General features: G+C 64.5%; 13 protein-coding genes. 7 read left to right on the top strand and 6 right to left on the bottom strand.

All coding sequences use genetic code 11. The annotated features are described in order from the left end of the window. Positions 1-46 precede the first annotated feature (46 nt). The 4 genes from JQ609_RS28530 (at position 47) to JQ609_RS28515 (ending at position 5,664) form a co-directional block, all read left to right on the top strand. A complete protein-coding gene (locus tag JQ609_RS28530; RefSeq protein ID WP_212276164.1) occupies positions 47-1,276 on the top strand; it encodes an ABC transporter substrate-binding protein in 1,230 nt (409 codons plus the stop codon). Positions 1,277-1,509: 233 nt separating this feature from the next. Then, positions 1,510-4,089 (top strand): ligase-associated DNA damage response DEXH box helicase, encoded by a 2,580-nt coding sequence (locus tag JQ609_RS28525; protein WP_212276163.1) that lies wholly within the window; start codon positions 1,510-1,512, stop codon positions 4,087-4,089. Between the two features lie 39 nt (positions 4,090-4,128). Beyond that, entirely contained in the window at positions 4,129-4,803 is a 675-nt protein-coding gene (gene pdeM / locus JQ609_RS28520) for a ligase-associated DNA damage response endonuclease PdeM (RefSeq protein WP_212276162.1), read from the top strand. A 459-nt stretch (positions 4,804-5,262) separates the two neighbouring features. Then, positions 5,263-5,664 (top strand): hypothetical protein, encoded by a 402-nt coding sequence (locus tag JQ609_RS28515; RefSeq protein ID WP_212276161.1) that lies wholly within the window; start codon positions 5,263-5,265, stop codon positions 5,662-5,664. A gap of 85 nt (positions 5,665-5,749) precedes the next feature. Here the strand turns inward: JQ609_RS28515 and JQ609_RS28510 are convergent, their stop codons facing one another. After that, positions 5,750-6,613, bottom strand: coding sequence for a LysR substrate-binding domain-containing protein (locus JQ609_RS28510; protein ID WP_212276196.1), 864 nt, complete (start codon positions 6,611-6,613; stop codon positions 5,750-5,752). Between the two features lie 133 nt (positions 6,614-6,746). Here JQ609_RS28510 and JQ609_RS28505 point away from each other — a divergent pair, with 133 nt between their 5' ends. The 3 genes from JQ609_RS28505 (at position 6,747) to JQ609_RS28495 (ending at position 9,878) form a co-directional block, all read left to right on the top strand. Continuing rightward, positions 6,747-7,682 (top strand): DMT family transporter, encoded by a 936-nt coding sequence (locus JQ609_RS28505; RefSeq protein ID WP_212276160.1) that lies wholly within the window; start codon positions 6,747-6,749, stop codon positions 7,680-7,682. Continuing rightward, entirely contained in the window at positions 7,679-8,461 is a 783-nt protein-coding gene (locus JQ609_RS28500) for an MBL fold metallo-hydrolase (RefSeq protein WP_212276159.1), read from the top strand. The genes JQ609_RS28505 and JQ609_RS28500 overlap by 4 nt, the downstream gene beginning before the upstream one ends. A gap of 61 nt (positions 8,462-8,522) precedes the next feature. Then, positions 8,523-9,878 carry an NRAMP family divalent metal transporter gene (locus JQ609_RS28495; protein WP_212276158.1) on the top strand — a complete coding sequence of 452 codons (1,356 nt, stop codon included), beginning with the start codon at positions 8,523-8,525 and terminating at the stop codon, positions 9,876-9,878. Positions 9,879-9,924: 46 nt separating this feature from the next. Here the strand turns inward: JQ609_RS28495 and JQ609_RS28490 are convergent, their stop codons facing one another. The 5 genes from JQ609_RS28490 to JQ609_RS28470 form a co-directional block, all read right to left on the bottom strand. Next, positions 9,925-10,710 carry a TIGR02186 family protein gene (locus tag JQ609_RS28490; protein WP_212276157.1) on the bottom strand — a complete coding sequence of 262 codons (786 nt, stop codon included), beginning with the start codon at positions 10,708-10,710 and terminating at the stop codon, positions 9,925-9,927. Next, on the bottom strand, positions 10,707-11,633 hold the full coding sequence (locus JQ609_RS28485) for a sulfite exporter TauE/SafE family protein (RefSeq protein WP_212276156.1): 927 nt from the start codon (positions 11,631-11,633) through the stop codon (positions 10,707-10,709). The genes JQ609_RS28490 and JQ609_RS28485 overlap by 4 nt, the downstream gene beginning before the upstream one ends. Before the next feature lie 385 nt (positions 11,634-12,018). Next, on the bottom strand, positions 12,019-12,873 hold the full coding sequence (locus JQ609_RS28480) for a hypothetical protein (RefSeq protein WP_212276155.1): 855 nt from the start codon (positions 12,871-12,873) through the stop codon (positions 12,019-12,021). A gap of 104 nt (positions 12,874-12,977) precedes the next feature. Further along, positions 12,978-16,505 carry a tetratricopeptide repeat protein gene (locus JQ609_RS28475; protein ID WP_212276154.1) on the bottom strand — a complete coding sequence of 1,176 codons (3,528 nt, stop codon included), beginning with the start codon at positions 16,503-16,505 and terminating at the stop codon, positions 12,978-12,980. A 199-nt stretch (positions 16,506-16,704) separates the two neighbouring features. Beyond that, positions 16,705-17,295 carry a PadR family transcriptional regulator gene (locus tag JQ609_RS28470; RefSeq protein WP_212036714.1) on the bottom strand — a complete coding sequence of 197 codons (591 nt, stop codon included), beginning with the start codon at positions 17,293-17,295 and terminating at the stop codon, positions 16,705-16,707. Between the last annotated feature and the right edge of the window lie 40 nt (positions 17,296-17,335).

The following is a 17,335-nucleotide window of genomic DNA, read 5'->3' as shown; positions in this document are numbered from 1 at the left end:
AGATCGCTGCATTCAGGCATCGACAACAACAAAGGGAGAAACAACAATGAAAAACAAGCAAACACGCCGCGAGTTCGGCGCCACCGCGCTATCCGCCCTCGCGGCTTCCGTATTGCCCGCCCCGTTCGTCTGGGCCGCCGAGAAGAAATACGATCCTGGCGCGACCGATACCGAAATCAAGCTCGGACAGACCGTGCCGCATTCCGGTCCCGGCTCGCTCTACGGCGTGCTCGGCCGGGTCGGCGAAGCCTATTTCCAGATGCTGAACGAAAAGGGCGGCATCAACGGCCGCAAGGTGAAATTCCTCACCATGGACGACGGCTACAGCGCGCCGAAATGCGTGGAAGCGACGCGGCGGCTGGTGGAGAATGACGAAGTGCTGGCGCTGTTCGGCTCGCTCGGCACCGCGCCGCAGACCGCCGTGCACAAATATCTCAACAACAAAGGTGTGCCGCAACTGATGCTCAATACCGGCGCGTCGAAATGGAACGATCCGAAGAACTTCAAATGGACCATGGCCGGCCTGCCGCTGTATCCGACCGAGGCGCGCATTCTCGCCAAATACGTCGTGGCGACGAAGCCGAATGCCAAAATCGGCATTCTCTACCAGAACGACGATTTCGGCCGCGATTTCCTGGCGCCGTTCAAGAAGGTTCTGGAGGAAGCCGGCGGCACCGCCAAGGTGATCATGGAGCAGAGCTACGATCTGACCGAGCCGACCATCGATTCGCAGCTGATCAATCTATCGAAGTCGGGCGCGGATGTTTTCTACAACATCTCGACCGGCAAGGCGTCGTCGCAGTCGATCCGAAAGGTGGTCGAGCTCGGCTGGAAGCCGCTGCAATTGCTGTCGGCGGGATCGACCGGACGTTCGATCCTCAGCGCCGCCGGTTTCGAGAACGCCACCGGCATCGTCGCGATCCGTTACGCCAAGGAAGTCGGCGTGCCGCGCTGGGAAAAGGATCCCGACGTGATGGCGTTCGAGGCGCTGCGCAAGAAATATCTGCCCAATGTCGATCCCGACAACACCATCGCCTTCGCCGGCTACGGCCAGGTGGCGTCGATGGCGGAAATCCTGCGCCGCTGCGGCGACGATCTCACCCGCGCCAACGTGCTGAAACACGCGACCACGCTGGCCGGCTTCCACTCGCCGTATTTCCTCGACGGCGTCAATTTCAGCTACACGCCGGAGGACTACACGCCGATGAAGACGCTCTTCATCTCGCAGTTCAACGGCAAGGATTGGGATATTTCCGACAAGCCGGTGACGGAGTAGTTGACCTTCTCCTGGCCTATTCAACTCGTCATGCCCGGGCTTGTCCCGGGCATCCACGTTTTTGACGACCGCAGAACAAGACGTGGATGGCCGGGCATAGGCGAGCGGAAGCGACGCCGTCCTTTGGACGGCTAAGCCCGGCCATGACGATTTGGATGATTTGAGCCTCGCACGGAGTGAGGCGAGGTTGATACCCCTCGACGTGGCGGCCCTGACGGCTTAGTTCTTGTTTTGTGCCAGCCCGAATCCTACCAGCCATATCGGCCGAGCCGGCCGCGCTGCTGCCCGAGCGCTTCCTTCAATGGTTCGCGTCGCGCGGCTGGTCGCCGCGTGAGCATCAGCTGGAACTATTGGCGAAGGCGCGGGAAGATCGCTCAGCGCTGCTGATCGCACCGACCGGCGCCGGCAAGACGCTGGCGGGGTTTCTGCCGACATTGGTGGAACTGTCTGCTCCGCCGCCGGTCGTAGGCGAGGGCGCTAAGAAAAACGTCATCTCGACCGGCCGCGGCGTCAAGCGTACCGGCGGTCTGCACACGCTTTACATCTCGCCCTTGAAAGCGCTCGCGGTCGATATCGCGCGCAACCTGGAGGCGCCGATCGCCGAGATGGGCCTCCCGATCAAGGTCGAAACCCGCACCGGCGACACGCCGGTGTCGCGCCGGCAGCGGCAGCGGCGCTATCCGCCGGATATTCTGCTGACCACGCCCGAGCAACTGGCGCTGCTGTTGTCCTCCGACGATGCGCCGTTCCTGTTCGGCTCACTGAAGCGCATCGTGCTCGACGAATTGCATGCGCTGGTCACCTCCAAGCGCGGCGATCTGCTGTCGCTGGGGCTGGCGCGGCTGTGGCGGCTGGCGCCCGAGATGCGCGGCATCGGATTGTCGGCGACGGTCGCCGAGCCGGAATCCTTGGCGCGGTTTTTGGTGCCGCAGCGTGACCGCAAAATTGAAGCCGCCGACATTGTCGTTGCCGGCGGCGCCGCAGCGCCCGCGGTCGAGATGCTCGACACCCGGGAGCGCCTGCCATGGGCCGGGCACAGCGCCCGCCATGCGCTCGGCGAAATGTACGAGCTGATCAAGCGCAACAAGACCACGCTGGTGTTCGTCAACACCCGCAGCCAGGCCGAAATGCTGTTCCAGGATTTCTGGCGCATGAACGACGACGGCCTCGCCATCGCGCTGCATCACGGCTCGCTCGACGTCGCGCAGCGCCGCAAGGTCGAGGACGCGATGGCGGCCGGCAGATTGCGCGGCGTGGTCTGCACCTCCTCGCTCGACCTCGGTATCGACTGGGGCGACATCGACCTCGTCATCAATGTCGGCGCGCCGAAGGGCTCCTCGCGGCTGATGCAGCGGATCGGCCGCGCCAACCATCGATTAGACGAACCCTCGCGCGCCGTGCTGGTGCCGGCCAACCGTTTCGAGGTGCTGGAATGCGCCGTTGCAATCGATGCGATCGCGGAGAACGCGCAGGATACCCCGCCGCTGCGGATCGGCGCGCTCGACGTGCTGGCGCAGCACGTGCTGGGATGCGCCTGCGGCGAGCCGTTTCTCTCCGATGAACTCTATGAGGAGGTGCTGACGTCGGCGCCTTACTCTGGCTTGACGCGCGCCGATTTCGACGACGTCGTCGATTTCGTCGCCACCGGCGGCTACGCGCTGAAAACCTATGAGCGCTTCGCGCGCATCAAGCAGGACAAGCAGGGCCGCTGGCGCGTCGCCAACCCCCGGGTGCGGCAGAGCTATCGCCTCAACGTCGGCACCATCGTCGAAGAACCGATGCTCAAGGTCCGGCTGGTGCGTTCGCGCGGCGGCGGTGCCGGTTCGACCGGCGCACTTGGACGCGGTGGACGGATGCTCGGCGAGATCGAGGAATACTTTATCGAGGGACTGGTGGCCGGGGATACCTTTGTGTTCGGCGGCGAGGTGGTGCGCTACGAGGCGCTCGCCGAGGACCAGGTCTACGTCTCGCGCGCCAACGATGCGGATGCGAAGGTGCCGTCCTATATGGGCGGCAAGTTTCCGTTGTCGACCTATCTCGCCGAGCGCGTGCGTAAATTGCTCGACGACAAGCGAGCCTGGAACGCGCTGCCGGATCAGGTGCGCGACTGGCTGTCGCTGCAACGGCACTTTTCGCGCGTGCCGGCGGTGCGCGAATTGCTGATCGAAACCTTTCCGCGCGGCAACAAGCATTATTTGATCTGCTATCCCTTCGAGGGACGGCTGGCGCATCAGACGCTCGGCATGCTGCTGACGCGGCGGATGGAGCGGGCGCGGGTGCGGCCGCTCGGCTTCGTCGCCAATGAGTATGCGGTCGCGGTGTGGGGGCTCGGCGACATGTCGTTCATGATCCGCCAGAGCAAGCTCGACCTCAACGCGCTGTTCGATCCGGACATGCTGGGCGACGATCTCGAGGCATGGCTCGCCGAATCCGCGCTGATGAAGCGAACGTTCCGCACCTGCGCGGTGATATCAGGCCTGATCGCGCGGCGCTTCACCGGCGAGGAAAAGTCCCGCCGCCAGGTGCTGTTCTCGACCGATTTGATTTACGACGTACTGCGCAAGCACCAGGCCGACCATGTGCTGCTGCGCGCCGCGCGCGCCGACGCCGCCACCGGGCTGCTCGATCTCAAGCGGCTCGGTGATATGCTGTCGCGTATTCAGGGCCGAATCATCCATCGGGAACTCGACCGTGTTTCGCCGCTGGCGGTGCCGGTGATGCTGGAAATCGGCCGCGAGTCAGTTTATGGCGAAGCGGCCGACGAGCTGCTGGCGGAAGCCGCCGATGAGTTGGTCAGGGAAGCGACAGGATAGAATGTGAAGGCAGCGGCGCAAGCTTCGGACGATGATCAAATGGCGCGGCTTTCGAAAGTTTCGATCGCAGATGTGAGCTTCCTCGCCGATCTCTCCGGCGCGTTGTTCTGGCAGGAACAGCGCCTGCTCGTCGTTTCCGACCTGCATCTCGAAAAAGGCTCCAGCTTCGCCGCGCGCGGCGTGCTGCTGCCGCCTTACGACACGGTGGCGACGCTGGGCCGGCTAGCCGCCGTGATCGCGCGGCACGATCCGCGCATGGTGATCGCGCTCGGCGACAGTTTTCATGACCGCGACGCCCACGAGCGGCTGTCGGCGCCCGATCGCGACGCGCTGTCTGCGATGCAGGCGCGGCGCGACTGGATCTGGATATCAGGCAATCACGATCCGGCCTTGCCGTCCGATCTCGGCGGCGTTGTCGCCAGCGAAGTCGCCATCGGCAACATCATGTTCCGCCATGAGCCAACGGGCGCTGCCGGCGAAATCGCCGGCCATCTGCATCCCAAGGCGCGCGTCGCCACCCGTGGCCGTTCGATGGAGCGGCGATGCTTTGCCTCTGACGGCGAACGCGCGGTGATGCCGGCATTCGGCGCCTACACCGGCGGCCTCAGCATTCGCGATCCGGCGTTTGCAAAGATCTTCCAGACACCGGGCCTGATGGCACACGTGCTCGGCGACAACAGACTGCACGCGATCGCAGCGTCGCGATGTTATTGAGCGAACGACGATGCCGCGGTCGCTCTACGACCGCTTCGTCATTTCCTGTCAGGTGAACTGCGAGACGCGGCTAATCGCTCATGCGGATTCACGAGAGCGACCGTAGCTCACCGTTGATACGAGCCAACTTACCTTTTCGTAATACGGTTGACACGTTCGTGATTTCGGCAGTCGCAGATTTGAAATAGTGAGTCAGCGCTAATTCACTATGTGGTGAGTCATTGTTGATCGGCGCAACAGCTCTTCGCCAAACATCGCCAGCCGCACATGGATTTCCTGCCTTTCGCCTCCGCTTAACGAGGATTCTTGGTGCTGACTCCAAGGGCGTCGGCGATGTCCATCGACTGTTTCGAAAAACGCATAAGACCTAAGCGGGAGAGCGGGCTTGTCCCGCCGAGACAACAGGTCGATTACAAAATCAAGGCGAACTGAGACTCGCTTAACCATGGAGCAAATACCATGAACTACAAAACGCTCATTGCGGCATCCTTGATGTCGATAGCTCTGACATCCGCAGCGACGTCCGCGGCATTTGCGCAGTGCACGGACTGCGCAATGTATCCAGATCGCGATTACCTGAACAAAGGCGTCCCAACCCCCGCCAGCAAGATGATGGCGGAGCCGGGCGGCCCAGCAGCTGCGAGCACTGCGAATTTTGAAAACGGTGGGTACAATGCACGGGCCGGAGCCAGGGTGGCTGGCACGCAGCGCCGCCACCCGCACGACGCCAACGCTTCCATGGCCGGGGGTTCTGCCCCGGCCGGTGTCCCCTCGCAGCGGGTGTACCTCAAGAACCTGCACGACTCCGGATACAATCCTGCCAGCGACGTCGATGGCGCCGGCAACATGAAGGTGAACTGATCCCGACGCACCATTTGGCATGCATTACTTGGTGCGCACGCCCACACCCGCACGCGGGGAGGGAGCGCACCGAGTTCGCCGCGAGCTACGCCGCCTTTGCCTGCACCGTATTGCAAAACTCCGCCAGCCGATCGGCGAGCCGCAACGTGGCGGGGCTGGCATCCGGTGCGGCGACCAGCGCGACTTCCGTACGATCGATCGGCGCAAAGCCGTCTTTCGCGGTCAGCACGCGGTGGTCGGCCTGGATCGCCATCTCGGACAGAATGCTCAGGCCCATGCCGGCGGCAACCGCGGCCTGGATGCCGGAGAGACTGGAGGACGTGTAGGCCATGTGCCAGGGCCGGCCGGCGCTTTCCAGCGCGTGGATCGCGCGTGAGCGATACAGGCAGCCGGTGGGAAAGCCGATCAGCGGCACCGAGCCCGTCGTGGTATCGCGCGGCCGGCTCTTGCTGGTGACCCAGTGCACGCGTTCGGGCCACACCGCGATGCCGACTTTCTCGCCGGCGGCGCGCTTGAACAGCGCCAGATCGAGTTCGCCGCGTTCGAGGTCGCGCTTCAGGTAAGTGCTCTGGTCGGAGCGGACATCCATCCGCAGCTGCGGATGCGAGCGTGAAAACGCCGCCAGCAATTTCGCGAGCCGATAGGCGGCAAAATCTTCGGGCACGCCGAGCCGGATCGCGCCTTCACTGCCGGGGCGCGTCAGCACATCGCGGGCCTCTTCCGCCAGCGACAGCAGCCGCCGCGCATAGGACAGCAGCCGTTCGCCGGCTTCGGTCGGCGTGACGTCCTTGCCGCTCCGGTTGAGCAACGGCTGGCCGACGTCTTCCTCCAGCCGCTTGATCTGCTGGCTGACGGTCGACTGGGTGCGGTGGACGCGCTCGCCGGCACGGGTGAAGCCGCCGGAATCCACCACCGAGACGAAGCTGCGCAGCAGTTCCAGATCGAGCATGGCCATGGCTCGTCTCGCTCCTCAGAAGTGACTATTCATAAATCCACTGAGTGTAAGTTTATCATTTAATTTCTAAATATCAAGGCGCGGGCCTACATCATGGGCCAAGGAGACTCTCCAAAGGAATCTTGCCATGTCGCTCGCGCCCTCGATTCCCGTTCCCCGTTCCGGTTTCAATTGGCTGCCGCTCACGATCACGCTGTTCTGCCTGCTCTGGAGCTTTGCCTTCGTCGCCGGCAAGATCGGCGTCACCGATTGTCCGCCGCTGATCCTGCTCACGGCGCGGTTTTCGCTCGCGGGCGTCCTGATCCTCGGCATATCCGCACTTCGCAACGAGGGATGGCAGCTCAGCTGGCGCGACGTGGTCGTGTTCGCGGTACTCGGCGTCGCCAACAACGCGCTCTATCTCGGGCTGGGGTACACCGGCCTCCAGACCGTTTCCGCCGGCCTCGGCGGGCTGATCGTCAGCGCCAATCCGGTGTTCACCGCTGTCGCCGCCGCGGTGTTTCTCGGCGAGGCGCTGACCTGGCGCAAGGTGACAGGACTCTTGCTCGGCATATCAGGCGTCGGCTTCATCGTCTGGCACCGCATGTCTGTCGGTACCGACGACTGGCACGGCATTCTCTATACGCTGGCCTCATTGGCTTCGATCGTGGTCGGCACCATCCTGTTCAAGGTGCTGGCGCCGAAGGGCAGCCTGTGGGTCGGCAATGGCGTGCAGAATCTAGCCGGCGGACTGGCGCTGCTGCCCTTCGCCTTCACGTTTTCCAGCGTCAGCGACATCGTGCCGAGCGCGCGGCTGCTCGGCGCATTCGCCTTCCTGGTGCTGGGCGGATCGATCCTGGCCTATTTGTTGTGGTTTCACCTGCTGAAGGTTTGCGGCGCAACCGCTGCCAGCGCCTATCACTTCCTGATGCCGCCGCTCGGCATGCTGTTCGCCTTCCTCGTGCTCGGCGAGCACGTCGAATTCCGCGACCTGCTCGGGATCATTCCGGTGGCGCTCGGGATCTATTTGGTGACGCGGCCCGCTGCAGTGGCCGCTCCCGCTTCGCAAGGGAGTGCGGCATGACCCTATCCATCACCCTGGTCGGCGGCCCGACCGCACTAATTGAAATCGATGGCTTCCGCCTGCTCACCGATCCGACCTTCGATGCACCCGGCGCCTATCAATTGCCGCATGTGAAGCTGGAAAAGCTGGTTGGTCCCGCGGTGACCGCAGACACGATCGGTGACGTCGATGCCGTGTTGCTTAGCCACGACCAGCATTCCGACAATCTTGATCATTCCGGCCGCGAATTTCTCAAGAAGGCAAAGCGTGTGCTGACGACGGAGGCTGGTGCGAAGCGGCTCGGCGGCAACGCCGAAGGTTTTGCGCCTTGGGACGTCACCGAACTGACCGGCAGCAGCGGCCGTTCGCTGACGATTACTGCGACACCCGCGCGTCACGGCCCGGCCGGTATCGAGCCATTGTCGGGCGATGTGATCGGCTTCGTGGTGGCGTCGAACAAATCAGGCAGCCGCCCGGTCTATATCAGCGGTGACACGGTCTGGTTCGACGGCGTCGCCGAGGTGGCGAAGCGATATAGGGCGGGCGTGGTGCTGCCGTTCGCGGGCGCGGCGCAGACCCGCGGGCCGTTCCATCTCACCATGGACACCAATGATACGATCGAGACCGCGCGCGCGTTTGCCGATGCGGTGATCGTGCCAGTTCATACCGACGGCTGGGCGCATTTCCGCCAGAACGCGAACGATCTGCGCGTCTCCTTCGATACGCTGGGGTTTGGAGCGCGGTTACGAATTCTCGAACCGGGAGTCACGACCGTGATCGAATCCTTGCATCCAGCGTAAGCCAGTTCCGCGTCGGAACCGATCGCGGTCCGGTTCGTTGTCGCCGCGGCTGGATCCACACATGGAAGATCGCAACAGATCGAGTTCAAAATGCCAAGCGCACCAGGATGCCGGTAGCAGCAGGCCGGCAACCAGTGCCGAGCCGCATCAGCCGTTTCGTCTCCGCAATGTTGCAAAGGCGCTCGGCCCCGGCCTGATCACCGGCGCCTCCGACGACGATCCGTCGGGGATCGGCACTTACAGCCAGGCCGGCGCGCAGCTTGGTTACGGCATCGGCTGGACCATGCTGCTGACTTTCCCGCTGATGGCGGCGATTCAGGAAATCTCCGCCCGGGTCGGCCGCGTCACCGGGCACGGCATATCGGGCAATGTCTGCCGGCATTATTCGCCGGCGCTGCTCAACATCGTGGTGGCACTGTTGTTCATCGCCAACACGATCAACATCGCCGCCGACCTCGGCGCCATGGCTGACGCGACCAAGCTCCTGATCGGCGGATACGGCATCGTCTATGTCGTGTTCTTTGGTGTCGTGTCGGTCGCAGCGCAAATCTTCCTCGATTACAAGCGCTATGTCGCGGTGCTGAAATGGCTGACGCTCAGCCTGTTCGCCTATGTCGCGGCGCTTGCATTCGCGAAGGTGTCGTGGGGCGAAGCGCTCACGGGCGTTCTGATTCCAAAGATCACCTGGAGCGCGGATTACTTCACCACCATCGTCGCGATCCTCGGAACCACTATTTCACCCTATCTGTTCTTCTGGCAGGCCTCGCAGGAAGCCGAAGACCAGCGCGTCGACGCCCGCAAGCGGCCCCTGATCGAGAAGCATTACGGCGCGCAGAAGGAATTCAACCGGATCCGCGCCGATACCATCGTCGGCATGGCGTTCTCGAATTTGATCGCGCTGTCGATCATCGTGACCGCGGCGGCGACGCTCAATGCCGCAGGCGAGACCAACATCCAGTCCTCGGCGCAGGCGGCTGAAGCGCTGCGGCCGATCGCCGGCGCCTTCGCGGAAGCGATCTTCGCGCTCGGCATCGTCGGCACCGGATTACTGGCGATCCCCGTGCTGGCCGGCGCCGCCGCCTACGCCGTCGGCGAAGCGCGACGATGGCCGGTCGGGCTCGCCCGCAAGCCCAGGCAAGCCGCCGCGTTCTATGCCGTGCTGGCGCTGTCGGCCGCCATCGGCATCGCGCTGAATTTTACGCCGATCAATCCGATCTCGGCACTGTACTGGAGCGCCGTCATCAACGGCGTGCTCGCCGTTCCCGTGATGGTGCTGTTGATGTTCATGGCGCGCCGCAGGGACGTGATGGGGCGCTTTGTCGTCGGCGGCCCGCTCTATTGGCTCGGATGGCTGTCGACCGCGGCGATGCTGCTCAGCGTGCTGGCGATGGGGATCGGGTTTTTTGCGGGCGAATAGCGAATGGCGAATAGTCTATTCGCTACTCGCCATTCGCTATTCGCATCTAATCCTTCCGGAACACGATCGATGCCATCCAGCCCGTCATCAGCGCCATGAAGGCCGTCACCAGCCCGTAGGCAAGACCATTGTTGTGGGCGGCGTTGGCGATGAACTGTTCGAAGCCGACCTTGACGATCTCGAACGCGGTTTCGGTGCGCGTGACCAGCGCGCCGTCGGCGAACAGCTTGATCTCGACGTCGTAGGTGCCGATCGGCACTTCGCCCGGCAGCGGAATGCCGGTGCGGAACAGCGTCGGCGTCAGGAACGTCACCGCCGATTGCTCCTCGCGATAAAGCCCGTGCTGGGTGCGCAGCCGCACGAACGCGCTGCGGAACGGATCGTTCGGCACGACGTCGGCAAAATCAGGACCGACGCGCTGGGTCAGCAGCACATTGTTGAGCCCGAGTTGCTGCCGCCGCTGCACTTCGGGGGAAGCGATGTCGTCGAACGGCCGGTTGGAAAACAGCGCCAGATAGGTCGGCACTTTGAGGAATTGCCGGGAATCGGTGTTGATCCAGATGCCGAATTTGCGTTCCTTGCGCCGTGTCACCATGTCGGCGCGCGGGCCGCTGACGGTCACGACCAGATCGTAATTGTTGCGGCCGGCCGGCGTCTGCGCGTCCTTTTCCACCGAGCCGAACAGCACCAGCTCTTCGCCGGAATAATTCGGCGTCACCGTGACGCGGTGGTTCGACACCGACACGATCAGCCGCTCGGCGCATGCCGGCGAATTGCCGAGCGCAGCACCCAGCACGAGACTTGCCACGATCAGCGAGGCGCGCGCGATCATACCCCGCCTCCCGTTTCCCGGATCGTGAACAGATCGGCCGGCCGGATCACCAGTTCGACGGCAAAGCGGATACCGACGGCGAGTACCAGAAGCCCGAGCAGCAGCCGCAGATGTTCGCCGCGGATCTTCTGGCCGGCGCGGGCGCCGAATTGGGCGCCGGTCACGCCGCCGATCATCAGGATCAGCGCCAGCACCGCGTCGACCAGATGATTGGTCACCGCATGCAGCAGGGTCGCGAATATCATCGTCACCAGCGTCAGCACCATCGAGGTGCCGACCACGGTCGAAGTCGGCACCCGCAGCACGTAGATCATCAGCGGCACCAGGATGAAGCCGCCGCCGATGCCCATGACGGCGCCGATGAAGCCGATGATCAGGCCGATCACGACGACCGGGATCACGGACAGGTAGATCTTCGAGCGCTTGAAACGCATCTTCAGCGGCAGGCCGTGAATCCAGCCATGGCTGCCGGGGCGGCGTATCGTCGCCGCGCCGCCGCGCCGGGCCCGCAGCAGCGCGCGCAGGCCTTCCCAGAACATCAGCCCGCCGACCGTGGTCAGCAGGATCACGTAGGACGTCGCGATCAACAGGTCGAGCTGGCCGAGCGAGCGTAGAAGCGTAAACGTCCAGACCCCGAGCGCCGTCCCGACGGTGCCGCCGGTCAACAAGACCACCGCCAGAATGGGATCGATGGATCGTCGCCTCCAATAGGATATCGCGCCCGAGAAGGAGGAAGCCGCGATATGGCTCGCGACCGAGGCGACGGCGACCGCGGGCGCGATGCCGACGAAGATCAACAGCGGCGTCATCAGGAAGCCGCCGCCGATGCCGAACATGCCGGAGACGAAACCAACCGCCGCGCCCATCGCCAGGATGAGGAAAACATTGACCGGAATGTCGGCGATCGGAAGGTAGAGCTGCACGCGCGTCTGCTTCTCGTTGTCTGCCGCTGAGGTGGCCTAACGGCCGCTCAGGGCATGGTTTCGAGCATTTGCCGGCAGTGGAATCCGATTGGCGCGCAGGGTCAGGGCACGCGGACCGGTTGCCGCGTCTTTGCATAACCCAGATCAGTGGCAGGGGGGACTAAAGAATGCCCCGGAAGGCAATTATTTGCCGCACCTGCACATATGCGCGGCGGGGTGATGAACAATCTTCCGTCGTCCCGGCCTTGAGCCGGGACCCATAGCCACCGGCCGCAATTGTTTTGCGCGCTGAGTGTTATCTTTCTTGTTTAACAAGGCAGGCCGCGGCGTATGGGTCCCCCGATGCGCAATTGCGCATCTGAGCTCAAGGCCGGGACGACAGCAATCAGGGCCTTCCGACCTGATCGGTGACGAGGTTCATGGCGAGCGCCTCCTTGGGCGCGAGCCAGCGGATGTCCTTGGTCTCGGACATCGCCTGCACGACCGACGACGAAACCCCCATTTTGGTCATATAGCCCAGTACCGCGCCTGATATCTTCTGGGCTTCGGCAAGCGGATCATCCACTTGCTTTGTCGTGGTAAACCGGTGCACGCCCAGGCCTGAGCCCGCCACGCCGATGCGGCTCTTGCCGCCGGCATAGACCAGCACGCAGGCGCTGGCGCAATAGGAGGGTTTGACGCGGCCCGCGGCATCGGCGGTGCCGACCGCTGTGATCAGTCCGCGCGAGCGAATGATCTCGCCGATGATCGCGGCCTGATTCAAATCGCCGCCGGGCGAGGACATCAGGATCACGTCGCCTGCGGCAAGCTGGGCCTCGTCCAATTTCTCGCGGAACCATCTTGCGGCGCCGGGTCCGATCTCGCCCTTGATGAACAGGGCACGCCGGTCACGCGCGGCGCCATCGAGATCGAGTTTGGCGACCACCGAGGAGGTCAGGCTCGGCGAGACATACTGGTCCTTCCAGTAATCCCAGGCATCGGGCCGCGAGAGGTCGCGATAGGCCTGGATGGCGATGCCGGCAAGCAAAAGAACGAAGATGAGAATCGAGCCGACCGGCCATTGGCTGCGTGCCGCTTGCGGCGGCTGCGGTGGCGGAGCTGGAGGAGATCGCCAGGGAGAAGCCGGGGCAGAAGGTGGCAGCGAAGGCTGATCGATCACCTTGCGCGGCGGCGCGACCGACGGCCCGGTCGGCGACCTTCGGAAGCGGTTTTCCCCGTTCTGGCCCTCTTCGGCAGACAATCGATCCTCACTGCACAGCCGTACGAGGCCCCGCCGGCCCCATCAGATCATACGGCTTTATATGGAGGATTATCGGCGCGACGCCAGCGGCATCGCTGTCCGCTTTAACGGACGGCTGCGGCGCGCTTGGTCGAAGCCTGCTTGGCGGCGGGTTTGGTCGCAGTTGCGGGCGCGGGCACCGGGTCCCAGCCGCCGGCCGGCGTTGCGACATTGACGGCGGCGTCGGGCTGCGGCTCCGGCGTGAAGGTCTGGATCGCGAGCTTCGCCGCCGCCAGCGACTGGGCGTCGAGGCGCTTGGCGATATCGTCACGCTTGCGGCCGGAATCCGCATCGCCCTGTGCCGCTGCGAGGCTGAACCATTTGAAGGATTCGGCGAGGTTCTGCTCGACCCCGATGCCGCGGGCATAGAGGATACCGAGGTTGAACTGGCTATCGGCGACGCCGCGGTCGGCCGCCTTGCGGAACCATTGCGACGCGACCTTGTAGTTGGCGCCCTTGCCGCCACCATCGGCGTCGAGCACGGCCAGATTGTGCATCGCCTTGGCGTTGCCGCGTTCGGCCGCCTGCAGATAGTAACGCCGCGCGACATCGACGTCCTTTTTGACGCTCATGCCCTTCTCGTAGAAGGTGCCGAGCCGGAAGATCGCGGGCACCACGCCGGCTTGCGCCGCGCGGTCATACCATTTCGCGGCTTCGTCGAGATTGGCTGCCACGCCCTTGCCCTCGGCAAAGCGCACGCCGACTTCATAGGCTGCCGCCGGATCGCCCTTCAGCGCAGCGGCGCGCAGCATCGGTCCGCCGATGCCATCGGGCAGTTGCTCGCCCGCCGGCACCTGCACCATTCCAGGCTTGCCGTTGGCCGGCAGGGCCGGGAGCGCGCCGGTGATGTCGCTGGCATTGATCGGCGACATCGCCGCTTGTGGCGGGATGGACATCGCCGCCTGCGGCGCGATCGCGGTCTGAGGAAAAGCGGCTTGAGGAATAATGGCCTGAGGAATCGTGGATTGGGGAATAGCGACTTGCGCGCCATCCAGCGTGTTTGGTGCGGAGGAGTTGTTCGATTGCCGTCCGATCGGGGCGGGCGACATCATGGAGGGCCCAGCCGGCGCCGGCATGGCGGGCTTGGCGCTGTTCTCGGCCGGGGCTTTTGAGGCCGGCGCCGGATCGGTGGATTCCATCTGCGGTATTTGCGGCGCGCTGCCGGTGTCGAGCAGCGTCATCGCCAGCTGGAAGGTGCTGAGCACGATCGCAAATACGCTGGCGCCGACCAGCAGCGAGCGGATCTTGGAGGTGATGTTCGACGGCTCCTTGCCGTCGGTCTTGCCCTTGTCGATGGCGGTAACCTTGGCCGCCTTCGAGTTAGCCTTCGCAGCGGCCTTGGCCGCCTTCTCGTTGGCGGGCGCGGCGGCAGCGGCCTGCGCGGCGCGGCGGGCGGCGGCGATGAAGCTCGACGAGCTGACCGGCTCCTTGGCGGCCGCGGAAATTTCGTTGATCACGCTTTCGGATGCGGCGATGCGCTCCGATGGCGACGACGCCCGTGCGGCCGGCCGTGTGCCCGGCTCCAGCGGATGATCCGGCGGCAGTTCCGGCGCGATCGCGGTGCGCGGCGCGGCTGCGTGCGGCTCGAGGATTTCGCTGATGGCGCGCGGCGTCATCGGCGGAATGGCCGGCGGTGCTACCGGCTCCGCGGCATGGAAGTCGCGCGGCGCGGCGGCAAAATGCTCCTGGAAGGCTGCGGGATTCGGCAATTCCGGTTTCGGCTGCGGCGCAAAAGCCTGCGGCTGAGCCTGAGGGACATAGGCGGGCGGTGCAAAGCTGGGCGGCGGCATTGCCGCGCGCGGCGCTTCCGTCGGGGCTTCGTATGCAGCGGGGGCCGGCGCTGCCGCAGGCGGTGCGGCGCGAACCGCGCGCAGATCGCCTTCGATCATCGCCAGCCGATCGACCACATGGCCGAGCGTGCTGTGAACCGTTTCCAGCGAGTCTTGCGTGCGGCGGTCGGTTTCCGACTGGTTGAAACGGAGGTCCGACAATTCACGCTTGACGGCTTCGACGATGCCGGAATCCATCGGCTGCGGCGCCGCATAGCTGCTGGTGTTGTCGGCAAGCCTGGCCAAATTCGCGTGCTGGTGTTCGAGATGGCGCAGGATGTCCTGCAGCCCTTCCTCGACGCGCCCGAGATTGCCGCCGCCAGAACCGCCCTGGCCGCCGGAGGTCTCCAGGCGTTCCAGCAGATACGTCACGCGCTGTTCGAGATGGGTGAACGCGGAGGCGTTGTCGTTGCCGGCCGGGATCCGATCCAGGCGTTCGGACAGCGAGCGCAGCGCGCCTTCGATATATTCGGAATTGTCGCTTGCGACCGGCCGCTCGCGCGTTTCGATCGACGAGGTCAGCGCGGCGATGCGCTGTTCAAGGCTGGCCAGCGACTCGCTGTTGTCGCCGGCGCGAGACAATTGATCGACCTTGGCCGACAGCGCATGCAGATCGTCGGAAACCCGCGCCAGCGCATCGTTGGACGCAACGTTGGAGGCGATCGCCCGCATCGCCGAGATCGCGTCTTCGAGCTGACGCACCGTCGACGGATCGTCGTTGGTACGCAGGATCAGGTCGAGTTTGGTGCCGAGATTGCGGATCGCGTCGTCATAGCCCGCGAGTTGCTCGGCCGGCTTGAGGGAACGCAGCGCGTCGTAGATTTCGCCGAGCGCGCGCTCCAGGTTGGCCAGCACGTTGGCGTCGGTGCCGTTCTGGCGGGTTTCGTCGATCCGGCGCGACAGCGAGCGGATTTCGTTCTCGATCGAGTCGATCGCCTGGCGCGGCATCGCTTCGGTAATGGCGCGGCGGATATCGGCAAGCTCGGTGCGGAAGGCCGCAATCGACTGCTCGACATTGTCGGGGCGCTGCAGCGCCTCGATCTGGCTCGTGATCTTGAGCAGATGCCGTTCCAGCGACGAAAAATCCGGACCGGCGGGGATGGGAGCAGGTGCGGGCGCCGGTGCAGGCGGCGGCATCGGTGGCGCATAAGCCATGGCACGGGCGCTTGGCGCCATCGGCGGCATACCTGCCGCCATCGGCGGCGTGCTGCGCGGCGGCATCTGTCGGGACGGCACCCCGTCCAGTTCGTTCTGGCGCGCGGCGATTTCGGCGATCGCCGAATCAAACGACGCCGGGCTCAGCGGCGGCGAGGGGCGATAGACCTGCGCCGCGGCGCGTTCGACCATCTCGGTCTGGCGCTGCCGCTCCTGCACCGTCGGCTGGCGCGGGGCGTGGCTTGAAATCTGCGACAGCCGCGCATCGAGGCGCGAAATGGCGTCATTGAGCTGCCGCGCGACGGTCGGCTCAGCGCGGGGCGCTTCGGTTCGGGGCGCGTCGCTCCGCGCGGGGGGCCGTGAAATCTGGTCGATCTGCCGGGTGATCGAATCGAGCCGCTGGTGAATGTCCGCAACCTCGCGGCTCTCCGCGCTCGGCATCGCCGGCTGCTCGTCATAGGGCGCACGGAAATTTGGCGGGGCGGAATCGCCGATGGTGGAATTGAGCCAGTCGCTCAGCGACATGCCAGCGCGCCGCGCGGCCGCTTCGGCCCTTTCGCGGACCGACGGATCGATGCCCTCAACACTCCACGATACGCGCGAATTCATGCTCTCGTCCGGTTCTGACTCCGGCGCTTCCTGCGCCTTCAGCCTCCCCGCGCGTCCCACCTTGGAGACAATCGAATTTCGCGCAGGTCGTCTGCCTCAGAACCTGACTTTTTCGCGTTACGGTAAATAACGGGTTAAGGAATGGGACCGGGCGGCCCTAAAGTTAACTTTGGAACCCGAACAGCGGTTCCGCTGCCGCTCAGCCGTTGCTTTCACGGCTGGTGTCTTCGAGCAGCAGGACCGGAGCAGGTTTCGCGACGGCGGCCAGGGTCTCGATCGCCTCTTCGCACCATTCCGCCACGGCTTGTTCGTGGCGCAGACCGATGCGCAGCCCGAGCAGCTTGCCGGTATCGGCGACGGAGGTGGCTTTGCCGTCCGGAAACAGCTTGTTCAGAATTCGCTCGTAGCGGGCGTAGCGGTCGCGGTGATGTTCCAGCCGCGCCATCAGATCGGCGCGCAAGGGCTCGATATCGAAGCTGTCGAGCGCGCACAGCCGAACCAGCAGGTCGTCCTTCATCATCGGCGGGCTGCTCGGCCGGGCGCCCCAGTGCCGCAGCGCGGCCCGGCCCTCCTGTGTCAGCGTATAGACCAACTTGTTGGGCTTGCCGGACTGGACCACCTCGTGGCCCTGGATATGGCCGCGATCCCTGAGCTTCGAGAGTTCGCGATAGATCTGCTGGTGGTCGGCCTTCCAGAAAAACCCGATCGAGGAATCGAACGTCTTGGCGAGCTCATAGCCCGACATCGGCCGTTCCGTCAGACAAGCAAGGATTGCGTCACCGAGCGCCAAACGCCGACCCTTTCAAAAATCGCGAAAACAACCGCATGCA

This window comes from Bradyrhizobium sp. AUGA SZCCT0169, assembly GCF_018130085.1.
GTDB lineage: Bacteria > Pseudomonadota > Alphaproteobacteria > Rhizobiales > Xanthobacteraceae > Bradyrhizobium.
Note: the sequence above shows the minus strand (reverse complement) of the source record. Positions and strands in the feature narration are given on the sequence as shown.